This is a genomic window from Cryobacterium zongtaii (genome assembly GCF_002909375.1).
GTDB classification, from domain to species: Bacteria; Actinomycetota; Actinomycetes; order Actinomycetales; family Microbacteriaceae; genus Cryobacterium; species Cryobacterium zongtaii.
In genome coordinates this window covers 100,902-121,844 of record NZ_PPXD01000024.1, presented here as the reverse complement: position 1 = coordinate 121,844, position 20,943 = coordinate 100,902, and the positions used below count along the sequence as shown (strand labels likewise).

The following is a 20,943-nucleotide window of genomic DNA, read 5'->3' as shown; positions in this document are numbered from 1 at the left end:
TCTGCGAACCAAACCGTATAGGAACAGAGTGAACAGCCCGATATCCGCGGGCCTCAGCGATATCGCTGAAGGCCGGCCAGGTCCCTCGAGCGTCGGCGATGCTGGAAACTTCAATCGTGGCTCCCGACCGGTATGCGTCCAGGCACGGACCCTCGTGGGCGCCGAGCTGTTCCTCTTCCACATCGCTGGCCCGCTCACTACTGGACGCTGCAACATGAAGTACGTCACTGCTATCGGCCAGGAGGATACCCGCGGCGATAGCAGCCGTGAACATCGTGCACCCCCGAACCAAAACGTCCATCGTGTCGATCACGTCATGGCCCGTCTGCAAGGTGTCCGCGATAGCTACGAACACTTCAACGAAGCTCTCCCCCTCATTTGCAAACATTTCTATAAGCTACAACGCACACCGCATTCCCGCACCTCCCAGTTCGCTCAACCGTGCTCGTCGCGCGCACGTCTTCTACCCGCCAGGCCAGCGGAAGCAGCTCTTCACCGCTCCCCCGGCGCTCTACGGCGCCAACAACCTCGAGCACAACGAAGATAATGCTTGTGAAATTCCGTAAACACCATGTCTCGGAAACCTACAGCTTCATAAGACGTCAGCCCGGCCCAACCATGCTCTAGTTTCCCGCGAGTTCTTCGTCGTGCCGAGCGTCCCAGAAAATCGTCTCATTGGAGTTTCTGCCTCAAGGTCCCGGGAGGGTCTTTTTCGAGACAGAACGAGGCGTACTAGATTGCTGACTTCCTCAAGTCAGCCGCTCGAGCCGGGACGCCTAACTTCAGCTAATGCGAGGTCGCCGCCGGGCACTGTAGCGAGATGTGACTCCCCCATTCACTAGTACAGCGAGTAGTCGGGCTGTTCGGGCCCGCGAGCCACGTCGGTTTCTGCCCAGATCTCTAGCAGTGTCTGTCCCCGCTCGAGCCGAGCATCTCGATCGACAGCTTCACTCTCAATTTCACGCAACCGTTGACTCAGCGGAATGTCTTTTGAGAACGCATCTATTGCGAGGTCGAGCGCATCGCTGCTTCGACGCTCAGCTATCGAGACTACGGAGTCGATCGTGCTAGTCCGGACCGGGTTGCCGTGAACCAATGCATTGCGAACGCGCCTCAAACGCTTCAGTTCGAGGTCGATCCCCTGCTGAAAATGTCGTTCCGCGCGGTGGAAGTGAGCTTCTGAATCGAGCCCGCTCATGAGCGATTTCAGACGTTGCTTCTGCATTGGGACATCGCACATCGCAAGAATTTCTGGTGCGTTTGCATGCACCCGTTCGAACTTCGTTGTTCCGAACCCATGTGGGTAGACCTTCGGCAACAAGGTTTTGACTTGAGCCGTCTCCCAGTTTCGTCGGAACAAATACACGACCGTATTGCCGAGTTCGGCCCGCCAATCGAGATAGGCCCAATTGCGCGAGAGACCGCAGTCCAGTTCGCTTACGCCGAGTTCGCCCCAGGCGGCAATGTGTTCCACCGCATGATTGCGAAGACCGACAGCGGTCCGAGCGTGCCTGCTGCGCGTGGTGCCGAAAGTGTTCTCATAGCCGGACTCGAAACCCGACTCTGAGATGAGTCGTACGGCCTCGGTGATCTCGTACGGAATCGGGCGGGTACCGATAGCCACAGACAGGTCTCGCGGAGTGCGCGGTAGTTGTTTCGCAGTCAGCCCCATGCCGTAGCGAGAGACAGTCGGCTTTCGACGCGCCGATATCCCTGAGCGCCCCTCGACTCGACCGTCGACGAGCTCCACAGTTGCGCCTGTCGACACCCAACGGGTGCTCCCTGTATTCGCGGTCGCGAGCGCAAGAATCAGATCCATCCGGATGTCGGCCGCTTCGCTGGCGCCGCGCACCGCTCTGACTCCGAGGTCGACCCGCGCGACCGCGTAGCTGTTTGGATCGCTGTAAATGTCCGATTGAATCGTTGCGCCGTCGCCTGGCCACCACTCGACTCCTGTTTTGAGAACTTGCCTTAGTTCTTCGCGGTGCGGGAACTCGATACCGTCGTCTTTGCGAGCCTGAGGAATGAACATGTAAGAGTCGTAGAGCGTCACGTCTCCCATTTCAAGCGGCGCGTCATCGACGAGCGCGAACTCGTATTCGATCCAAACGACACAATGCCCCTTGCGCGGAACCGCGAGAAGGTCTTCCACGGCCTTTTCAATCACCGCCCGGCTTTGCGCCGCGTACTGATGTGTAAATCCGTCGACCCGGTGGCTGTGAGGTCCGGTAATTGAACCGCCTAACGCGCTTTTAATGGGGCGAAGATCAGGTTCGAAGTCAGGGCTCCGGATCGCGATGCAGGCACGTAAGCTGTGCTCGAGTTGTTGCGCATCCTCCAACGTCGTCTGCCCCTCCGCGGCATCGAGGAGGTCACCAAGTGCCGCACGAATCGCTCCGTCTGACGCTAGCTCAAATGAAAACCGTTGGAGCTTCTCGCGGGCTACTGAGCGGGCTAGTTGGGACGGATTGCGCACGCGCGCGATTGTCGAAATTTCCCTTCGTGCCGCTCCCATGAACGGATTGACAACTCGTCGAAGCCTTCGTCCTACATGCGCGCATGTGTCTTCGAGCTCCTCACTGATGCTTCGCGCGTTGCGCATCCATTGAGCCGGGGACGTGCCGGAGAGGAGCCACGCATCCACCTCACGAAGACATTCATCCAATCTAAGAGAGGGCTTGAACGCTCTGTCAGAGGACAAGAGTAACTCAAGATTGCCCTGCCAACTCATCGCGTTACTTCCATGGTCGGGTGAACCGCATCACCGCGATGGCTGTCGCTGCATTGGTCCTGATCTTGGTTGTCATCCTGGCGAGTAGACCACAAACTACGCGTTGGAGCGCAGGTAGGCATAGACAGTTTCCCGGCTGATCCCGAATTCACGTGCGAGAGCAGCTTTCGGTACGCCAGCGGCGGCCTTTTCCCGCAGCTCAGCGGCACGAGCAGCGTCGAGTGATCGCGTACGGCCCTGGTAGACCCCACGAGTCTTTGCCAGAGCAATACCCTCACGTTGGCGTTCACGGATCAGCGACCGCTCGAACTCCGCGAAAGCCCCCATCACGTTCAGAAGCAAGTTCGCCATGGCATTGTCGTCCCCAGTGAAGGCCAGTTGCTCTTTCACGAACTCGACCCGCACTTTCTTCGCCGTAAGCCGGCGCACGATCGAACGCAGATCATCCAGGTTACGGGCCAGTCGGTCCATGGAGTGCACGAGCACGGTATCGCCGTCTCGGACGAACTTGATCAGTTCCTCCAGCTCGGGCCGGTGCAGGTCCTTCCCCGACGCCCTATCCGCGAAGACCCGGTCAACGTCAACGCCATCAAGCTGACGGACGCTGTTCTGATCTAGGGTGCTGACTCGCACATATCCCACGCGTTGGCCGGTCATGGGGCTCCTACCTAATCTGTCCGGTTGAACTCTAGGACCCAGCAACAGGCACTGTCAAACAATCCAAATGGAACCCTATTCAGACACCCAACATTGACGGTGTCTGACGCCTAGTTGGGGTTTACCCCACTCTGACACTGACAGGGTACCTGCCGTTCGGAGTGGCAATGACGGGGTAGCGGCGTTCCGGGTGCTTGGCGTGGATGCTCTGGAAGAGTGGCCCGCTGTTTTCGCTCAGTGCGCTGTTGTACCAGCGCACGTCGGGGAAGGCAACGAAGAGGGCCTCACACATGCCTGTGGCGACGCTTTGGCGGTGGTCCTCGACCGCCAAGGTGGACCAAGTTGACCGTGCACCTTTTGAGCCATGAGAGATGCATCGCGTGTGGCATGTCGTGTCGCTGAGGTGATTTTAGTCTTGGCATAGCGCCGTTTCGCGGCGCACATCCTTGATTTGGCACGGGTGTTTGGGGGGTCGATAGCGATGCGCAAGGAGACTAATGGGGGCGGTCCAGATCGTTGGCGACGGAGCCAAGGAGGGCAGGACCGAACGGATAATCAAGACTCGGGCCAAGGCGCTCTCACGTCACCACACAGTTGTCCGCGGTTCTGCCAACACATACGTGTCCGCGACTCACATGCAACCGTTGCGCGATGGAAGTGGCACGGTTCGAGTCGTTGTTGTCAGCAATAGCCGTTTGGTAGCGGAAGCGCTGGCTCAATCCATTCCAGCGGATGCTGATATCGAGGTCCTCGGTGTGGGATCGGATGGAAACGACGCCGTCATTCTGAGCAGAGTGCACCAGCCGCAAGTGCTCGTTGTCGACGTTGACGCTCCGGGACCTCCACTGAACCTCGTGATTGCGACGGTGGCACAGTATTCACCATCTACGAGGGTTGTCGTTCTGTCGGATTTGCAGCCGGACAGCGAGGCGCCGGCCGGTGCATGGAGTTTGGTCTCGAAGTCTGAGACCTTGACGGGGTTGTGGGCGAAAGTGGCGGCGGTACCGCACTCTAGGCGTCGTCAGAATACGCAACAGCGTGGCTCTGCGTCGTCACATGCGCCTGGATCATCACTGCTGTCACGGCGAGAGATTGAGGTCCTCGAACTGCTTTCCGAAGGCAAGCAGAACAAAGAGATTGCTCGGATTCTCAGCGTCTCGACAGCCACGGCTAAACGCCATGTCGCCAATATCTACGTGAAGCTTTCTGTCAATTCGAGAGTGGATGCTCTTCGGCGCGGGGTCGCTCTGGGTCTCGTGCAGTTGGGTTGAAATGCCACAGATTCGGACGAGCGATTGCCCGTGTCGAAGGACACTGGTTTAGCCGAGCCGGGGGTCCGCACTTCCGTCGGCGCCGACCTTGACAGCTGGCACGCATGAACCGAATGGCCCAAGAAATCATGACCCACGGTGCGATTCAGCCCCGTCTTCGCCCCGAATATATTCAGTTCCCACAGCCAACGACATCCGCATTCCCGCGGGTGCCTGCGAGCTGGAGGGCCAGATGCACAGGTATTTATTGGGCGAGCGGACCGTCAAGTGCGGGATCTCCCACCCAACGCCCTTAGCGCGAATTCAGCGACCAGCCGCTCAAGTTTCAGCACAAACCGAGGAGCACGCATGTCACCCCTGAATGGCACCGGAACGACGTCGATCTGGCAAAAACCTGCGGCGGTTCTGCTGATGGTGCTACCCACAGTCAATGCAGTGTTGCTCACTATTCAGGCGTTCATCTCTGAGCCTCCATTCAACTCGGCAGTACCCGGATGGGTGTTCGCTTCGGTGAACGCGGCCGTGACCCTCGCTGCGTTCGCCGTCAAGCTGATGGCGCAACTGATGGCGAACCCACTGGTGAGCGAGTGGGTTCGAAAAATGCTCGTGCAGACCAGGATGCCTGGTGTCGAGCTCGGTCCAAATCCTGAGGTGATTGTGGCAGATCACGCCGAGGCGACGGATGGCGGTGTTGATCGGGGCGAGGTTGATAGTACTGGCATGAGCTGAAGCCATCACGCCCGGTCGAATCCGGTTCGCTCAGATCACCTGGACACATTGGGCAAGCCCCCGGACGGTCTCGTACGCCAGTGCGAGCGCCATCAGGATCTGGCTCTGCAGCCCAACCGTATACCTCAGTTCGCGGTGCCGAAAGCCGCTCGAAGGGGGGCTTGATGGGACTTTGTGGCAATGGGATTATTCCTGATCAGGACCGCAAACTCGCGATCTGTGATTTGGGGGAAGAACCTACTTTGAGCAATACAACTATGTCCAAAATCACCACTCGAGGCGTCGGAATCCTGACGGTCGTGCTGCTCAGCCTCACGGCGAGCACCGGAGCGTGGGCGGCTGAGTCCGTCCCGGAAGCTCCTCCCGAACAGGTCGTTTCCTCCGCCCCAGCAGAGCAGGTCGCGCCTGTCGAAGCCGTGGTAGAGGTGCCCGCCTCGGCGTCTTCCCCTGCCCTCCCCACCGATGATTCCGTCACCGACGGGGCAATGGGGACGATGGCGACGCCGCCCCGCTGCGGCTCCCTGCCTCGAACCTCAACCGCCGAAGATGGCGTTCCCGGCTCGCGTATGTGGGCACTGATGCAGTGCCTGGCGAAGTTCGGGGACTACACCGGTCCGATCGACGGCGTGATGGGCCCGAACTCGTGGCGCGGGGTCCAGTACGTCCTCAGCTACCAGGGCGTTTTCACCGGGACGCGTACAGGCGTTCTTGACACGAAGACCATGAAGGGTCTTCAGCTCATGGCTGAAGGGGAAGGCTTCAGCACTGGCGGCGTCAACGGTGCACAGAATGCCCAGTCCTGGCGGGCAATTGCGGGATACCTCAACAAGCACTATGCCAACTAAGGAATAGCCCTGTGGCCCGACTCCCTCCGTGAACGCGGACGGGGCGGGCCACAGGCATCCCCCCAGTTAGGGAGTGATCTCGGGCCAAACAGTGGCTAGGCCACGCGGTTGATCTCGTGGACCCTGCAGCCTGGCGTAGTGTGTGCTCAGTGCTTCTGGGAGGTCCTTGGGGCGGTTATTATCGGGTCGTTCCGAGAAGACCGTGGACACGCCGGGGCACCAATATCGGCCTGCTGACGTGCAAGTGAGAAGGGGACACGTGTTCTCAATGGGGGCGTCCAGCCCGATCCGCCACCCGGACTCCACCTCTCGCCCACTCATGACGAGGCGAGCGTGGTGGCTCGTGGTCTTGAACATCCTTCTACCCGGCTCTGCGCAGGTTCTCGCTGGCAGCCGTGGTCTCGGCCGGTTCGGTCTGCGCGCGTCCCTGACCTTCCTCCTCCTTTTGGTGTCGATCGGAGTGCTCTACAAGGTCAACTCCGAGCTCGTGCTCTCCGTGGCCACCAACTCAGTCGCGTTGTGGATCATCGCCGCCGTGATGCTCTTCTACAGCGCGCTGTGGGTGGTCCTGACCTTCGACACCCTCCGACTGTCGCGCCTGGTGAGGATCCGACCTAAGGCTCGTCCCTACATTGCGGGGCTGGCCACCGTGGTCATGGTCGCCGTCGCTGGAACGTCTGGCTACGGTGCGTACGTTGCCACCACGGCCAGTGGGGTCCTCTCGACGATGTTCATCACCGCGCCGTCTGAGCCGCCCGCCGACGGGCGCTACAACATCCTGGTCATGGGTGGGGACTCCGGCTCTGACAGACAGGGTATGCGCCCGGACAGCATGTCGGTGGTCAGCATCGACGCCGACACCGGACAGGCCGTCATTATCGGACTGCCTCGAGATCTCAACCTGATCCCCTTCCCTGAGGACTCTCCGCTGCATGAGGCATACCCGGACGGCTATGGGTACGAGGACTACTGTGACGTGGACGCCTGCATGCTCAACTCGATTTACACCGAGGTGGATCAGAAGAGCCCGGAAATGTATCCCGACGCTGAGGCTGCGGGAAGCGAACCCGGCATCGAGGGCATGCGCGACGCCGCCCGCGGCATCACCGGCCTCACGATTCAGTACTACGCGCTGATCGACATGCAAGGATTCTCTGACCTCATCGACGCGCTCGGCGGTGTGGACATCAACGTGGCCGAGCGGCTGCCGATCGGTGGTCGGAATGAGGATCTCAGCGATGTCGAAGGCTGGGTCGAGGCGGGCCAGCAGCATATGGACGGTTGGACAGCACTTTGGTACGGCAGGTCACGCCACACCACCAGCGACTACGACCGCATGGCCCGTCAGCGCGTCCTGCAGCAGGCGATCCTCACGCAGTTCACGCCAGCGAACGTGCTCACCAAATTCCAGGGGATCGCGGCGGCCGGCCAGCAAGTGGTCAAGACAGACATCCCCCAGGGCGCGTTGGGCTATTTCACCAACCTGGCGGGGAAGACGAAGGCTCTCCCGATGAGCACCGTTGAGCTCGTCCCGGACAACGGCGTCGACCCGACAGATCCGGACTACGACTACATTCGTGGCCTGATCGCTGCTGCATTGGCGCCGCCGCCGGCAGCGGAATAAGCCCGCAGCTCGAGGGTCCTCAAACGCTGCAGAGAGCGCCGGCCACGCTCAGGCTTGGTCCGTCCTTGACAGTATGTCAAGGATGTAGTCGCGGTCTGTCTCTCTCGAGCCAACGCCGAAGCCGAGCCAGTCGGGCTCACCTATGGTCCCGCCGACCCTGCAGAAAAGGGCGATGTCCCGCCCGTCGCTTCCTTCGGCCCGGTTCTCGTTGGTGGCTTCGATGTAGATGCCGATTGCACCGTCGTCGCGGACCAATGAGATGGCACTGTCAAACGGGGCCCACGATATTCCAGAGGGCGAAGCCGGGTTGGCTAGTGACAGGGTCTGCGCCTTGCACAGAGCGTAGGCGTCGATTGGTTCGAGGGGGGTGTCTGCCCCGCGCACTTCCGCCGAGGGGGACGACGTGGGCTCGGTTTCGGCAGAAGATGCCGGTGGCTCTTCGCCCTCAGTCGGCTGCGCCACCGGGGCCGAGGGTGCGCAGCCCGTCAGGGCGAGGGACGCGAGGACGGCCAACGTTGGCAGCATGACTGTGCGTTTCATGGCTCAAGTATGTGGCCTTGAGTAACGCGTGTCGGTCAGCCGGCGACCCCCCTTTTGGGGGCAAAGGAACTGGGAGTTCCCGAACAGGCCTCGTCCATAGCAATCGTGCTCTGGCCCGAATGGGTTATCAGAGATGGGTCTCCAGGGCGATTTAGAGGAGATAGCTCTCTCCGTAGCGTCAGTTTCACCAGCAAAACAGCTGGTGAAACTACGGAAAGAGAACCCAATGGCTGTGCCAGCAAACGTTCTATCTTTTTACGCAGAATCCCGGTGGGGTAACCGCTTTGGCCTCATGGCCGAGTGGTACAGCTCGCTTGGCCACCGCGGCCATGACATCTACGCGTCCGGTGGCCAGGACATTCCGGCGCTTCGCGCCGGAGTCGTCCGTCTGACTCAGCGGTCCCCATATCTCGGGGGCACTGTTTGCATCGAGTCCGGACCGGGTGACTTCAGCGCATATTGTCACCTCGCAGGGATTCGGGTCAGCGAAGGAGAGTCAGTAGCCCAAGGTCAGATCATCGGCCAGGCGGCTTCGAACCAGGCTGATGCGGGCTCTTCGTGGGATGGCCCTCACCTCCACATGACCCGCGGCCCCGACAACCAGGCCGCGTTCGGTGGCCCGGGTCTTTCCGACCCCGCACCGCTCATCCGCGAAATCCTCGGAGGCGCGTCCGGCGGCGGGAACACCGGTGGCGGTTCCGGCGGGATCCAGATAAGCATCGCTCAGGGAAAGATTCTGCAGCGGGTGGCCCAGAAGGGCAACTACCAGGGCGACATCGACGGAGTCCCCGGAGTGAACACCTGGAAGGGTATCCAGACGGTCCTCACGGCGAAGAACTTCTACTCGGGTCCCATCGACGGAATCGTGGGTCCGAACACCTGGAAGGGTGTTCAGCGGCTGGCCCAGCTCGGAGGCTACGGCGGACTGGTGGACGGGTTCCCCGGCACCTACACCTATCAGGGACTCGAGAACTGGCTGAACTCCTCGCCCACCACAACCCCGCCGCCCGCCGGCTTCCAGGGCGTCTACGGGGTCGATGTCGGAACCAGTCAGCGTGGATTCGATTTCCAGGCGCTCCGCGCGGCGGGCTACCAGTTCGCAATCGTCAAAGCAGGCGGATCCAACGTCGTTCCCACCTACGTCGCACCTCATTACGTGACCGAGGTCTCGCGAGTCCGCGCCGCGGGCCTGCTCGTGGGCCACTACTGGATGGTGGGCTCAAACACGCCCGCCGTCGACGCCGCGTACTTCCTGGACAATCTATTCGACTACCGCGCCGGCGATATCCTGGCGCTGGACAACGAAGCGATCAACACCGGCCGCAAGTGGACCGACGCAGAAGCAGCGGTGTTCATGCGGGCCGTCAAGACTCGGCTCGGGTACGTGCCGTTCATGTACATCAACCGTGCGGATCTTTCGGGGAGCTCGTGGCCCGAGGTTCGGGCGCTGGGCGCCAAGCTGTGGATCGCCGCGCCGGATGGCGTCCCAGGGACGGTGAACATCACCGCGTTCTCTGACTGGGCGATCCACCAGTATTCGTGGACGGGCAACCAGAATGGCACCGATGTCGATCTGAACGTGGCCAAGCTGAGCGCATTTGCCGGCCTCACCCAGCCGCCGAACGGTGTCACCGGCCCACCTGCTGGCGCAATTCCCGGCAACGGTGGTTCTGGCGGTGCGACCCCGACGATCTCCATCTCCATCGCTGAGGGGAAGATCCTCCAGACCCTCGCCAAGCGGGGCAACTACGGCGGTGAGATCGACGGCATCCCCGGCACCAACACCTGGAAGGGCGTGCAGAACGTCCTGACCGACCTCGAGTACTACTCCGGCCCCGTCGATGGGGTCCCCGGTCGCAACACCTACATCGGTCTGCAGCTGGTGGCCAAGGTCGGCGACTACTCCGGTGCCGTAGACGGGATCCCGGGGCCGGCGACGTGGGCAGGAATCGCGAAGTACCTCAGCGACACGGCCGGCGGAGCGCCCGACAGCTACGCAGGCACCATCCTGCAGCGCCTGGCAAAAGCGGGCGGGTACACGGGCGCGGTCGATGGTGCCCCGGGCACGAACACCTGGAAGGGTGTTCAGCAGGTTCTTGCTGGCTACAAGTATCGAGGACCGATCGACGGCGCGATGGGCACGATGTCCTGGGCGGCGCTTCAGCGGTTCGCTGCCAAGGGCGGCTACACCGGCATCGCCGACGGCGTGATGGGCACGAATTCGTGGGCGGGCGTCCAGGTCGTTCTGGCCAACTTCGGCTACGGCGGCGCAGCTGACGGTGCGCCGGGAACGAACACTTACCGCGCCCTGCAGCGCATCGCCAAGCTGGGCGGCTATCGCGGCCCCCTCGACGGGGTCATGGGTCCGCGCAGCTGGGCGGGTCTTCAGACCTTCCTCTACGGTGTCGGATACACGGGACCGCTGGACGGGGTTCCGGGCACCAACACCTACAAGGCGATGCAGAGCATGGCCAGTCGCGGTGGCTACCAGGGCCTGATCGATGGGATCCCTGGCCCACTTACGTACGGCGGACTGCAGGAGCTGCTCGCGTAGTGGGTTGCTGAATCGTTGGTGAATGTGAGTGCCCGACAACGGGCACTCACATTTCCACGTGTGTCGGCCGCGCAACGCCGGTTCTCGTCAGATCAGGCACCTGTGACCAACGCAATAGCCCGGTAAATCTCACCGCAGCAGGGCTCGCATCGGGCAGCCCGAGCGGAGTTGAATCGGTAAACATTTGATCCAGCCAGTTCGAGACCTTCATGAGTTCGGTTTGGATTTCTAACACGCGAGCGTCCGCTGCATGCCCGTTGTCCCACGCGTCTTGACTTCTTTAGCCAGGGCGTGACTAGGGAGCTGGTCTAGCGTGGAAGCCCGACCAGACGCCATGTTCACCGGGGCTTGGCTACAGCCGAGTTCTGCTGACGTACTCCAGCGCGGCATCACTGCCGGTTGGGTCTGTCATCTTGAGGATCGTCTAGCGATCACTCCCCTGGCTGAGCAACACGCCCGGAATGACGCGTGTGGAGTTTGCCGCTCTTTGGCGGTGTTCTTTGATCGTTCCGTGTCGCTAGTTGCCGATGACGAGGATGCTGGCTAGCTCGGCGCCGGCAGCTCACGCGCCTGAGCATCGGTGACGGCGAGACGATGCAGCGTGGCGAGACTCGGGCGCGGCCGGCAGAGTGCAAGTTGTTCGATGAACGCGACCGTCTCGGCCGAAGTTCGGCGAACACTCTTGTCTTTGCGGTCACGCGGGTCGAGGGATGTACTGCCGCCTGCCCGGTAGAGCTGGTGCCAGCGCTGCAAAGTCCGAGCGGAGATCCCCGTCTCACGGGCGAGGGCGGCGAGAGGGATCTGGTCTTCGACATGCAGTCGAAGAACACGCCACCGCTCGGCCGCGTCCACAAAGCACCTACACAGTGGTGCTTTCGCGGGCCGCTAAGGCCTGCTGATGCCGGTACAAAGTGGCACGACTCCACCCGACGAGCTTTGCCGCATCCTCCGCCGTGCGGCCCTTCGCCCGGGCCTCGGTGACGAGCTTGAGTTTGTCGGCCACGACCGCGGGATCGGACAAGGGCCGACCAAACTTGGTGCCGCCATTTCGGGCAGCTGTGATGCCTGCGTTCACGCGCTCGGTGATCAGCTCGCGTTCGTATTCGGCGAGGGTTGCGAGCATGTTCAGCATCAGTCGGCCCGACGTCGTCGACGGGTCGATACCGTCCGAGATGCTCTTCACCTGTATGTCACGCTCACGGAGCAGCTTCACGGTGTTGAGCACATCGATCAGGGACCGTCCGAGGCGATCGACCCTCCACACCACGACGGTGTCGCCGGGCTGGGCGTACTCGAGTAGCTTCTTTATCCCGGGGCGTGAGATCGCGGTCCGGCTGCCGGAGGTGACGTCGGCGAAGATGTCCCGTTCTTGCACGCCCGACTTGACCAGAGCGTCGACCTGCAACTTCGCGTCTTGGCTTCTGGTGCTGACCCGTGTATATCCAAGATGTCTCACGTATCCATTCTGCCTTAGAAATTACTAGAAGCGGTGGAACAAAGACATTTCACGGTGAGACATCTTTCCAAGACAAATTGCCTCCCGGAAATCCGCCACTTCGACGCGTCGGTTGGAGAGAGTTCACATGTCTCGAAATGCTTTACCTTTCTGAGACTGCACGTCGCGGTCGCCCTGCACGCCGTCGGCGTCTCATAACTGACAGTGAGTGCGGGTAACCGACCAGGAGGTTATGCAACGCGGTTGCGAGATTCTCCGCGCACCGAAATCCCTAAGGTCCTTGGAGGGCCCCGATCGTATCGGTGAGACGCCTCATACCCCTAGGGATTCGAGACTCCCCTCTCCTCTGAGCCGGGCTCGTCGTGAGCGATGAGGAAGTCTGCCCAGGATTAGAACTGCGCGAGTGAGGGCATCCTCTCGTCAATCTGAGTCCGTGGCATGCGAAACATCGGGATGCCGACTGGTCATGATAAGGCCAGTGCCAAGCCGTTTATGAGACTTGATCAGTCGATCGAGTTCGGGTTCCTCCTATAGTCGGATCGTGAACTCGATCCCAGGGAATGAGAAGTGCCAATTGTGAGAAACAACACCGTGGCGATCAACAGCGCACATCGGTGGCTGGCAGGCTCTAAACGGTTCGCGATGATCGCGCTTCTGCCGGCCATCATTCTCACGGTTGGTTGCACGGCCCAGGCGCCCGAGCTGGTTGGTTCCTCGACCGTGAAGGCTGCGTTTATCGACTTCGTCGGTTCGGTTGAGGGAGTCAAGAGCGTTCGCACGAGAAACTGGCTGTCGGGGTTCCTCGAGCCAGGAACGATGGTTGTCTTTGACGTGACCTTGGGTGACGAGAGCGATTCTGCGGAGGTGGATTCCACGGCCCGGCTCATTACCGAATGGGTGCGCACCCGAGTCGATCCTAAAGCCGACGTCACTGTGTACGTCACCCTGTTTACAGCGGGTAACGCGGTAAGTCTTACCGCAGACGACGCGTCAAATTGGGCTCGTATACAGATCGTGGACCGTGCAGTTGCCAGTAGCGCAGTAGATCATGCGTGGCTTAGGGCACCTTGGCTGGAAGACCCTCGCAACTCCGATAACGGGACCAACCTCCAGCTCGTTTCGTCGCTGCCAGCGGAAGGGTTTACTTCCACCGCCTTCGCAGCGAGCATGGAGGCCTATCAGGCGTTTCTGCCCCCGGAATCCTCTTTCGTTACCGTCATCGACAGCGACCTCGCCTCCTACTCGAGCGGGTTCGAAACGAAATATCGATCTCTCACTTCGTTCGTTTCAGAGCCTCCCTCGGATGCGACATTGCAGTGCGTCGACCAGGTGGCGGTTGACCCTGGCGTCATGGGATATGACTTCGCTCCCGCCAGTGAATTCTGGAGCTCTACTGTCGATCTGCAGGCGGCGGACTCGGAATTGTCCAAAGCACGACTCTCTTGCCTCAATGACATACAGAAAGTGGAGTTCACCCTCGACGGCAAATGATGCTCGCCCATTCATCGCCTACGGTCCGCCGCATCTCATAACCTGGGTGCCTCACAACGCATGAAATACAAGACGCTGACTCCCAGTCAGCAACCAGGTCTATGCGCCAATTAGCGATCACAGAACGCCGTGACATAGCGGCAAAAATCACAGGCAACGACTTTTGAACAACTACACACCCGCGGAAAATCGCGGCGTCACCCAAGGTCGCCTGCACGGCTCATAAGCGATGGAATACGAGACGTAGGAGGTCTCCTCTTCACGCGACGAGCGGGCAGGTGGCGTGTCTCGTATCCGGACATGTCTCGCATGCCTAGGGATATGAGACGCGATTTCTAATCGCAGTATGGGACGAAAACCGTTGGGGTCGCCCATTGCACCCTGGTCGGTCGCTACCCGACTTCATGGACTGTTCGATCGGGTGAAACCCGAGCCCGTCATCGATATGCCCGCGCCGCGTACAAGCGCAGTCGCTGACATGATCGCGCAGTATCACGGAAGGCTCTGTCGTGCCCGGCGTCAGGAAGTACTGATTCTGGTCCCATATCATTGGGACGATTTCAATAACTGGGGGAATGAATGAATCGAGCAATCGGCGGGATAGTCGGCGCAGTGGCAACCAGCATGCTGCTGGCATCCTGCTCACCACCCGCCCAGCCACCCATGCCCACAGTTTCAATGACATCATCATCAACGCCGACATCTCAGCCGACTGATCCGACCGCGGCCGCAACGTGCGAGACAGTTTTCACCGCCGAGGAGTACAGCAGTCTTGAAGCCGACGGCTTCAAGCTGGAACCTGACATCTTCGTGCTCGACGATGAGATGCAGTCGATCATGGATGATGGCTTCGGCTGCTACTGGACCCGCGGGGGCGGTGACGTTCGAGTGTGGTTTGCCCAAGCAGCACAAACCGCTGAGGACTGGGATGTGCACAAGCAGCAGCTTCTCGCGTCGGGCTGGACTGATATTAACGCCCCCGTGGATGGCTCCATCCAAGCTTCCACCCACCCGGACAATAATGAGATACCCGCGATGGCCCATCGTGATGGTGTTACTTACTACGCCAGTTACTCAGCGTTCCTCGGATCTGTGGAGGCACTCCAGGGCTGATAGCTGTGACTAGAGTCTGCGTCTCGCAGAGCGAGCCTGGATGATCGCGCCGCGGGTACAGGTATCACCCGCAGCATGTGAAGGTTGGCGCTCGGAAATCTGACGCTGGAGAGCGAGCGGTGTCTCGCAACCGAAACGGCTTGCGCAGCCTGCTTCACGCCGTGCTCACGAACGCAAACCGATCGCCGGTCGCATGGCCACGGGTCCGTCAGCGTTTTCGCCAACTAAACCGTTAAGACGATGGCGGCGGGCGGGCCGCCCTCGGCGCGGCCGAAAAAGGGGATGATTCCATCGACCCCGAGGTCATCTCGGATCAATCATCCAATTAGGAGATGACATTGTCCTTCGTCGGCGCGATGTTGAACGTCAAGAACCCCGCGGTGTCTGGGTCGCAAATTAAGAGATCCTTCACATCTGTCAGGATTTCCTGGCCGGTCTGAGGAATTCGGATCCGGATTGCATCTGCGCCGACGAGGTTGCAATTCGGGAAGCGGGTGCGCCCGCTGAATCCAATCAGCACATAGGCGGCGCCCCCGGGTTCCACGGAGACTACCTGGTCCGGGATGTCGTTGAGTTGTGAAACAGGGCCTCCCACGGTTAGACCGGATGAGTCGATCAAGTCAGCGTCCGGATACCCCGACAGCTCGCAGCCCGTCGAGGTCGTGTTGGTCAGCTTTATGTAGAAGAGGCCATCGCTCTCCGGATAGTCCTGTTTGAAGATTTCCCTTGTCGACGTGAAATCGCAGCCCGCTGCTGGGACATCGGGCGTCGTCGAAGCGATTGCCGCCGGCGTCTCGCTTGATGTCGGCGACGCCGGGGAAGCTAAGTTCGTGGCGTCGGGTGCCGCGTCCGCGCAAGCCGTGAGTCCAACTGCCGCCAGGAGCAGCGTCAGCAGTCCCATTACTTGGATNGAACGTTCATCTGGCCCCCCCCCCCCCCCCGGTTTGAGCCTTGCTGTGTGTGCAGTATATGGCGGGCCGACGGTGTGGCAGCCGTCCGACCGCTGTGAAGATTCGGACCTTATCGCAGACTTGACCTCCGACGGGGTGAAGTGTCTCGCAACCTCAGAGTGTCAAACCCCATCGGATACAAGACGCTGCCCACCCGCTCTGAGACAACGAGGGTTACCAGGTCGATGCGCCAAAGAGCGATCACAGAACGCCGCCACAAAGCGCTAACAGTCACATATTCGAACGTATATGTGACAGGAGTCTTGACCGTGCTCATGGGGTACATGCGCGTCTCAAAATCTGACGGCACTCAAACGACCGACCTGCAACGCGCCGCACTTCTCGAAGCCGGGATCGACGCGGAGCTGCTTTATCAGGATCACGCTTCGGGAAAGAAAGACGACCGGCCGGGACTCGTCGCCTGCCTGAAGTCTCTTCGAGACGGTGACACTCTCGTTGTCTGGAAACTTGATCGGCTCGGCCGCGACCTGCACCACTTGGTCAACACTGTTCATGACCTCACTGCCCGAGGCGTCGGGCTCAAGGTCCTCACCGGGCAGGGCGCCGCGATCGATACGACCACCGCGGCGGGAAAGCTCGTGTTCGGGATCTTCGCCGCCCTGGCCGAATTCGAACGGGAACTGATCTCCGAACGTACCGTCGCCGGCCTCGCATCCGCCCGAGCCAGGGGTCGCGTCGGGGGCCGGCCCTTCACGATGACCCCTACAAAGGTGCGCACAGCGATGGCGGCAATGGGCAACCCGGAGACGAACGTCGGCGAACTCTGCGACGAGCTTGGCATCTCCCGACAAACCCTCTACCGACACGTGTCGCCAACCGGCGAGATCCGAGCGGATGGAACTCGGATCTTGAACCGTCCTGCTTCCGTTCGACGGACATCACGAAAGCCGTGACACACCGGATTACAGCGCAGGGGTCTGTCTCGAATTCGACGGCGATGTAACCTCTTCCCCTCGTGACCAGGTGCCGACGGCAGATAAGATCACGGTCGCCCACACACGAAACTGCCTTCAATTTCGACAAGCAGGGGTGGGGCGGCGAGGCCGGCAACGATAAGCACGGTGTTGGGTGGGAACTCGCCAGCCGGGAACCAGTCGGCGTACACCTCGTCACGAATGGCGTTGAAGTCAGGAAGGTTGTCGCGCCCGACAATGTAGGTCGTCAGCTTTACGAGGTCCGCAGGGGCGGCGTGCTGGGAGTCCAGCAGGGCACGGATGGCCGTGAAAACCAGGCGGGTCTGCTCGGCCGCACTCCCGGGGACTGTGCCAGTGGACGTGGCACCGATTTGTCCCGCAAACGTGGCCACGGGGGTGTCTTGGCCCACGATGCTGAGGTGGCTGTACTTGCCGGCGGGGGCAACATCGGAGGGAGGGTTGCTGCGCTGGACGAGGCTCATGATTGACGGTACTGCCTTCAGGAGGGTGGTCAGTGCTTTGGTCAGGAGGACATTGCTGGAACAGGCACGGCTTTCTCGGCCGTTCCACTATCGGTTCGACCTGGGTTAGGTAGGACGCTCCCTTCCGTTGCTGACTCCGAGGCCCTCCATCACACCGACCGGTGGCAGCTGAGGGAGGCAGGTTTTTCAGCTGGCGGCCAGAGGCGCATTAATCGGGACTCGGGTCATTTCTGCCGACAGCATCCACAGCTTTCGCGCCATGTGTTCATCGAGGGCGACTTTGGCGACCGGAGCAACGACAGGGTTGCCTTTCAGATGGAAAAGACCCCCCGGCCCCACGAGAGTGCCACTGGGCAGATCCGAGACCGCTGCTGCAATCAAGGACCGTGCCCCGCCCGCGGCATCCTGAGCGATCACCGGGCCCAGAACCTTGTCGATATCCCGGAAAGCGACACTGCCCACATGCGAGGTCAGGCTCGTACGGGCGTAACCAGGGTGGGCAGAAAGCGAACGAACGCGGGATCCCGTCCCGGTCAGTCGGCGACCAAGTTCGCGCGCGAACATCAAGTCAGCGAGCTTCGATTGCGAGTACGCCTTGCCGGAATTGAAGCGCCGCCGGTCGTAGTTAGGGTCGTCGAGGTCGATCGAACCCGATCGGTAGTAATCCGACGTGACCGTCACCACGCGATCCCTGATCAGCGGCAACAGCCGCATCGTTAGGGCGAAGTGGCCCAGGTAGTTCACACCGAACTGAGTCTCGAACCCGTCCTCGGTCCGACCCAACGGCGGCATCATGATCCCGGCGTTATTGATCAGGACATCGATGGGTTCCGTTCGCGAATCGGCGAACTGCTTGATGGAGGACAAGCTGCCCAGCTCAAGGGTTGCAACGTCTACCCGACCCGGCGTTTTCGCAGCCGCAGCCTGTCCTCGCTGGAGGTCACGGACGGCCAAAGTGACATGGGCACCTCCTCGAGACAAGGTCGCTGCAACGACTTCACCGAGGCCCGAACTCCCCCCGGTGACAACGACCCGTTTGCCTGCAAGACGCGACGCGTCCTCGCGCAGCTCCATGAATGTCAATGAATCTCCTCCATTAGGGACCGCGCAACCTTGCCGACCCGACGATTTAACGCTACGCTACCGTCGCGTAGCTCATTGAAGGAGACAATCATGAATTTGCGATCTGTCCGTATCGTCACGACTGACGTACCCACCTCGGCCGGCGTCTTCGCTCGGCTCCTCGGTCGAGAAGCAAGCGGGTACCCGGAGTACATGGAAGTTCCGACCGACGGCGCCGTATTGGCGTTTTGCACGCCGGCCGGGTTGGCCGCGGCGACGACGGCGCTAGCCGGAAGCGCGCCGGGTACTCAAATCCTCGAGTTCGAAGTCGGCGACCTCGATGAAGTCCGAAAAGAGCTCGATGATTCCGTACAGATGATCCAGGCGCCAACAGTCCAGCCCTGGGGCAACCGTTCCATGATCCTCCGGACGGCGGACGGCACCCTCGTAAACTTCTACACACCCGTCCCCGACGCCGACCGGGCATGGCCATCCCAAAACTGACCGCGAAAGGAACTTCGGTGGCGAACAAAGAACGAGTCGACACTCGCGTCGAACGGACGCGAACAACGGTCCTTGCGCACACCTACGACCTCCTCGTCCAGGACGGCTTTTCAGGAGTGAGCATCGACGAGATAGCTCGCCGGTCCGGCGTGGCAAAGACGACCATCTACCGTCACTGGCCAACCCGCACACGACTGCTCCTCGACGCCTGCTCAAAGTTGGGCGTCAACCTCGAAATCCCCACTCAGGGCACCTTCGAAACCGACCTCCGACAAGTCCTCACAGACGTCGCGCAGCGGCTGGAGAACGCCGGCTGGGCGAAAGTGCTGCCCTCGATCATGGACGCCAGCGAACGAGATCCCGACGTGGCGAAGGTGCAAACCCTGCTCCAGACCATTTGGGCCGCGCCGGTGGTGCGGATCGTCGAGGACGCCGTCGCCCGTGGAGAGATCCGCCCCGGAACGGATGCCGACGTCGTCGCTGCAGAAGCCCTGGGACCGCTCTACTACCGCCGCTGGTTCTCACGCCAACACATCGACCCAGCACTCCTTGATCGCATCGTCACAAACCTCTGCCGATCGCTGACCGATGCTCGGTGAGCGTAACTCAACCCATCTCCTTAGACGGATCCGGCTCTAAAGGCGGATGTCGCGAGTCGAGAAAAGACCTGGCACAGGGTACAACCACACGTTTCCGCACGTAGCCTCGGATACCAAGGTGTGCACAAAACACCGGATATTTGTGCACCCAATCGCGAGCATTGACAAACACGCCCGGAATGACACGGCCGCGCCGCGTCCGGTAGACCCGTCCGAAATAGGTTCCGGTGAACGGGGGCGGCTTCAAGGGGTCGTAGCATTCCATCACGCGCTCGTGTTGTGGGCGGCGAGCTGCGCCGACCGCGCTCTGCCGATCTTCGGGGAGCAGCGACCAGGTGATGACCGGCCGCGCGTAGCGATCGCCGAAGGGATGACGTTCCGTCCCGAACGTCATCCCTTCGCCGGACGCTCGCGACCGACTCGGCTCGGCAGATTAGGAAGGCGCCATGGTGCACGGTACTGCATTCTCTTGTCCGGCGCAGCGCGTCCAGCGCCACGCATCCGAATACCGAAGGAATCATGTTCAAGAATCTCTCGGACCGCACGAGTTCGATCCTCTACGTAGTCCTCGTCGCCTCAGTCGCCGCGTCCACTGCCTCGTTCGCCGGCGGGCTCGTCCTCGCCATCTCGCCGCTGCTCGTGACCGCCCTGATGATGTTCGTGGTCACTCGGGACGGATACCGCGCGGAAGGTTGGCGCCGACTGGGAATCACCCGCCTCGGTCTCCGCTGGTGGCCGGTAGCGCTTGCCGCGACCGCGGGCGTCTCGGTCACGGCAGCGGGTATGACCGTCGTGCTCGGCTTCTCGCAGATCGCGGCACCCACCGCGGCCGCCTTGCAGGACCTCCTCTCGCTCTGCATCACCGGCACGGTCCTCGCTTTTGCTGAGGAGGTCGGATGGCGAGGGTACCTACAACCGCGCGTGGTGCCGTGGCTGGGTGAGAAATTTGCCTATCTCGGTATCGGTGTGGTGTGGGTCATTTGGCACCTCATGTACATCCTATTCACGCCCTTCTACCACGCTGACGGAGACCGATGGATCGTGCTCACGCTGTTCTCCGCCACCGTCATCGCGTTCTCCTTCCTGTTCGGCCAGCTTCGGACTCTGTCCGGCAGCGTCTGGCCGGTAGTGCTCGCTCACGTCGCACACAACGTCGCGTTCGCGTGGATCGGCTCTGCTATCGTGCTGACCAACCAGACAGTGCTCGTCAACGAGTACCTAGCGGGTGACACCGGGCTCTTCGTCCTCCTCGGCACCATCGCGACGGTGATGGCTATCGCAGCCCCAACGCGAGGAGCCCGCCCAGTAGCGCGGAATGACGAAGGAAAGGGCGCCCGAAAGGCGGCATCCCTCCACCGGTCGCATCGCGGATGACGAAGTCCCCATGCGTAACCGGCGGC

Annotated in this window: 20 protein-coding genes and 2 pseudogenes; 13 read left to right on the top strand and 9 right to left on the bottom strand. The window is 61.1% G+C overall.

Annotation, left to right across the window (positions count from 1 at the left end):
- From C3B61_RS19930 to C3B61_RS15315, 3 genes and pseudogenes are all read right to left on the bottom strand, one after another.
- A pseudogene (locus tag C3B61_RS19930) lies at positions 1 to 388 on the bottom strand (transcriptional regulator); the annotation flags it as partial.
- A gap of 450 nt (positions 389 to 838) precedes the next feature.
- The gene (locus C3B61_RS15320) at positions 839 to 2,476 is read right to left on the bottom strand and encodes a hypothetical protein (protein WP_133160333.1); all 1,638 of its coding nucleotides are present in this window, start codon (positions 2,474 to 2,476) and stop codon (positions 839 to 841) included.
- Between the two features lie 351 nt (positions 2,477 to 2,827).
- Entirely contained in the window at positions 2,828 to 3,388 is a 561-nt protein-coding gene (locus C3B61_RS15315; protein ID WP_088458256.1) for a recombinase family protein, read from the bottom strand.
- Between the two features lie 497 nt (positions 3,389 to 3,885).
- Here C3B61_RS15315 and C3B61_RS15310 point away from each other — a divergent pair, with 497 nt between their 5' ends.
- The 4 genes from C3B61_RS15310 to C3B61_RS15295 all read left to right on the top strand — a co-directional run bounded on the left by C3B61_RS15310 (position 3,886) and on the right by C3B61_RS15295 (position 7,857).
- Complete coding sequence (locus C3B61_RS15310; protein WP_088458258.1) at positions 3,886 to 4,659, top strand: response regulator transcription factor; 774 nt, start codon at positions 3,886 to 3,888, stop codon at positions 4,657 to 4,659.
- A gap of 348 nt (positions 4,660 to 5,007) precedes the next feature.
- Positions 5,008 to 5,388 carry a hypothetical protein gene (locus tag C3B61_RS19545; protein WP_133160332.1) on the top strand — a complete coding sequence of 127 codons (381 nt, stop codon included), beginning with the start codon at positions 5,008 to 5,010 and terminating at the stop codon, positions 5,386 to 5,388.
- Positions 5,389 to 5,645: 257 nt separating this feature from the next.
- A complete protein-coding gene (locus C3B61_RS15300; RefSeq protein WP_103461441.1) occupies positions 5,646 to 6,233 on the top strand; it encodes a hypothetical protein in 588 nt (195 codons plus the stop codon).
- A gap of 343 nt (positions 6,234 to 6,576) precedes the next feature.
- Positions 6,577 to 7,857, top strand: coding sequence for an LCP family protein (locus C3B61_RS15295; protein ID WP_341866779.1), 1,281 nt, complete (start codon positions 6,577 to 6,579; stop codon positions 7,855 to 7,857).
- A gap of 48 nt (positions 7,858 to 7,905) precedes the next feature.
- On the opposite strand, the gene C3B61_RS19540 is transcribed toward C3B61_RS15295, so the two are convergent.
- Entirely contained in the window at positions 7,906 to 8,112 is a 207-nt protein-coding gene (locus C3B61_RS19540; protein WP_133160331.1) for a hypothetical protein, read from the bottom strand.
- A 418-nt stretch (positions 8,113 to 8,530) separates the two neighbouring features.
- Between C3B61_RS19540 and C3B61_RS20330 the strand changes: the two are divergent.
- Positions 8,531 to 8,971, top strand: a pseudogene (locus C3B61_RS20330) (M23 family metallopeptidase); the annotation flags it as partial.
- 6 nt (positions 8,972 to 8,977) lie between these two features.
- Entirely contained in the window at positions 8,978 to 10,951 is a 1,974-nt protein-coding gene (locus C3B61_RS15285) for a GH25 family lysozyme (RefSeq protein ID WP_240632544.1), read from the top strand.
- A 543-nt stretch (positions 10,952 to 11,494) separates the two neighbouring features.
- Here C3B61_RS15285 and C3B61_RS15280 read toward each other — a convergent pair.
- Positions 11,495 to 11,803, bottom strand: coding sequence for a helix-turn-helix domain-containing protein (locus C3B61_RS15280; RefSeq protein WP_244285958.1), 309 nt, complete (start codon positions 11,801 to 11,803; stop codon positions 11,495 to 11,497).
- Between the two features lie 7 nt (positions 11,804 to 11,810).
- Positions 11,811 to 12,407 carry a recombinase family protein gene (locus C3B61_RS15275; RefSeq protein WP_088458267.1) on the bottom strand — a complete coding sequence of 199 codons (597 nt, stop codon included), beginning with the start codon at positions 12,405 to 12,407 and terminating at the stop codon, positions 11,811 to 11,813.
- A gap of 591 nt (positions 12,408 to 12,998) precedes the next feature.
- On the opposite strand from C3B61_RS15275, the gene C3B61_RS15270 reads away from it, so the two are divergent.
- Together C3B61_RS15270 and C3B61_RS19535 are read left to right on the top strand one after the other, a co-directional pair.
- A complete protein-coding gene (locus C3B61_RS15270; protein ID WP_103461438.1) occupies positions 12,999 to 13,898 on the top strand; it encodes a hypothetical protein in 900 nt (299 codons plus the stop codon).
- A gap of 612 nt (positions 13,899 to 14,510) precedes the next feature.
- Entirely contained in the window at positions 14,511 to 15,011 is a 501-nt protein-coding gene (locus C3B61_RS19535; protein WP_133160330.1) for a hypothetical protein, read from the top strand.
- A 325-nt stretch (positions 15,012 to 15,336) separates the two neighbouring features.
- On the opposite strand, the gene C3B61_RS15260 is transcribed toward C3B61_RS19535, so the two are convergent.
- Positions 15,337 to 15,912 (bottom strand): DUF4232 domain-containing protein, encoded by a 576-nt coding sequence (locus C3B61_RS15260; RefSeq protein ID WP_103461436.1) that lies wholly within the window; start codon positions 15,910 to 15,912, stop codon positions 15,337 to 15,339.
- A 318-nt stretch (positions 15,913 to 16,230) separates the two neighbouring features.
- On the opposite strand from C3B61_RS15260, the gene C3B61_RS15255 reads away from it, so the two are divergent.
- Entirely contained in the window at positions 16,231 to 16,875 is a 645-nt protein-coding gene (locus tag C3B61_RS15255; RefSeq protein WP_103461448.1) for a recombinase family protein, read from the top strand.
- 89 nt (positions 16,876 to 16,964) lie between these two features.
- On the opposite strand, the gene C3B61_RS15250 is transcribed toward C3B61_RS15255, so the two are convergent.
- Positions 16,965 to 17,378, bottom strand: coding sequence for a RidA family protein (locus C3B61_RS15250; protein ID WP_103461435.1), 414 nt, complete (start codon positions 17,376 to 17,378; stop codon positions 16,965 to 16,967).
- A gap of 186 nt (positions 17,379 to 17,564) precedes the next feature.
- The gene (locus C3B61_RS15245) at positions 17,565 to 18,452 is read right to left on the bottom strand and encodes an SDR family NAD(P)-dependent oxidoreductase (protein WP_103461434.1); all 888 of its coding nucleotides are present in this window, start codon (positions 18,450 to 18,452) and stop codon (positions 17,565 to 17,567) included.
- Between the two features lie 201 nt (positions 18,453 to 18,653).
- Between C3B61_RS15245 and C3B61_RS15240 the strand changes: the two genes are divergently transcribed.
- From C3B61_RS15240 to C3B61_RS15230, 4 genes are read left to right on the top strand one after another with little or no spacing between them, the layout of a single operon-like run.
- Positions 18,654 to 18,944, top strand: coding sequence for a VOC family protein (locus C3B61_RS15240; protein ID WP_208858838.1), 291 nt, complete (start codon positions 18,654 to 18,656; stop codon positions 18,942 to 18,944).
- Positions 18,945 to 18,961: 17 nt separating this feature from the next.
- A complete protein-coding gene (locus C3B61_RS15235) occupies positions 18,962 to 19,543 on the top strand; it encodes a TetR/AcrR family transcriptional regulator (protein WP_198415053.1) in 582 nt (193 codons plus the stop codon).
- Positions 19,544 to 19,589: 46 nt separating this feature from the next.
- Complete coding sequence (locus C3B61_RS20325; RefSeq protein WP_425266424.1) at positions 19,590 to 20,108, top strand: putative immunity protein; 519 nt, start codon at positions 19,590 to 19,592, stop codon at positions 20,106 to 20,108.
- On the top strand, positions 20,063 to 20,917 hold the full coding sequence (locus tag C3B61_RS15230) for a CPBP family intramembrane glutamic endopeptidase (protein WP_103461432.1): 855 nt from the start codon (positions 20,063 to 20,065) through the stop codon (positions 20,915 to 20,917). Before C3B61_RS20325 ends, C3B61_RS15230 begins: the two co-directional genes overlap by 46 nt.
- Positions 20,918 to 20,943: the final 26 nt, after the last annotated feature.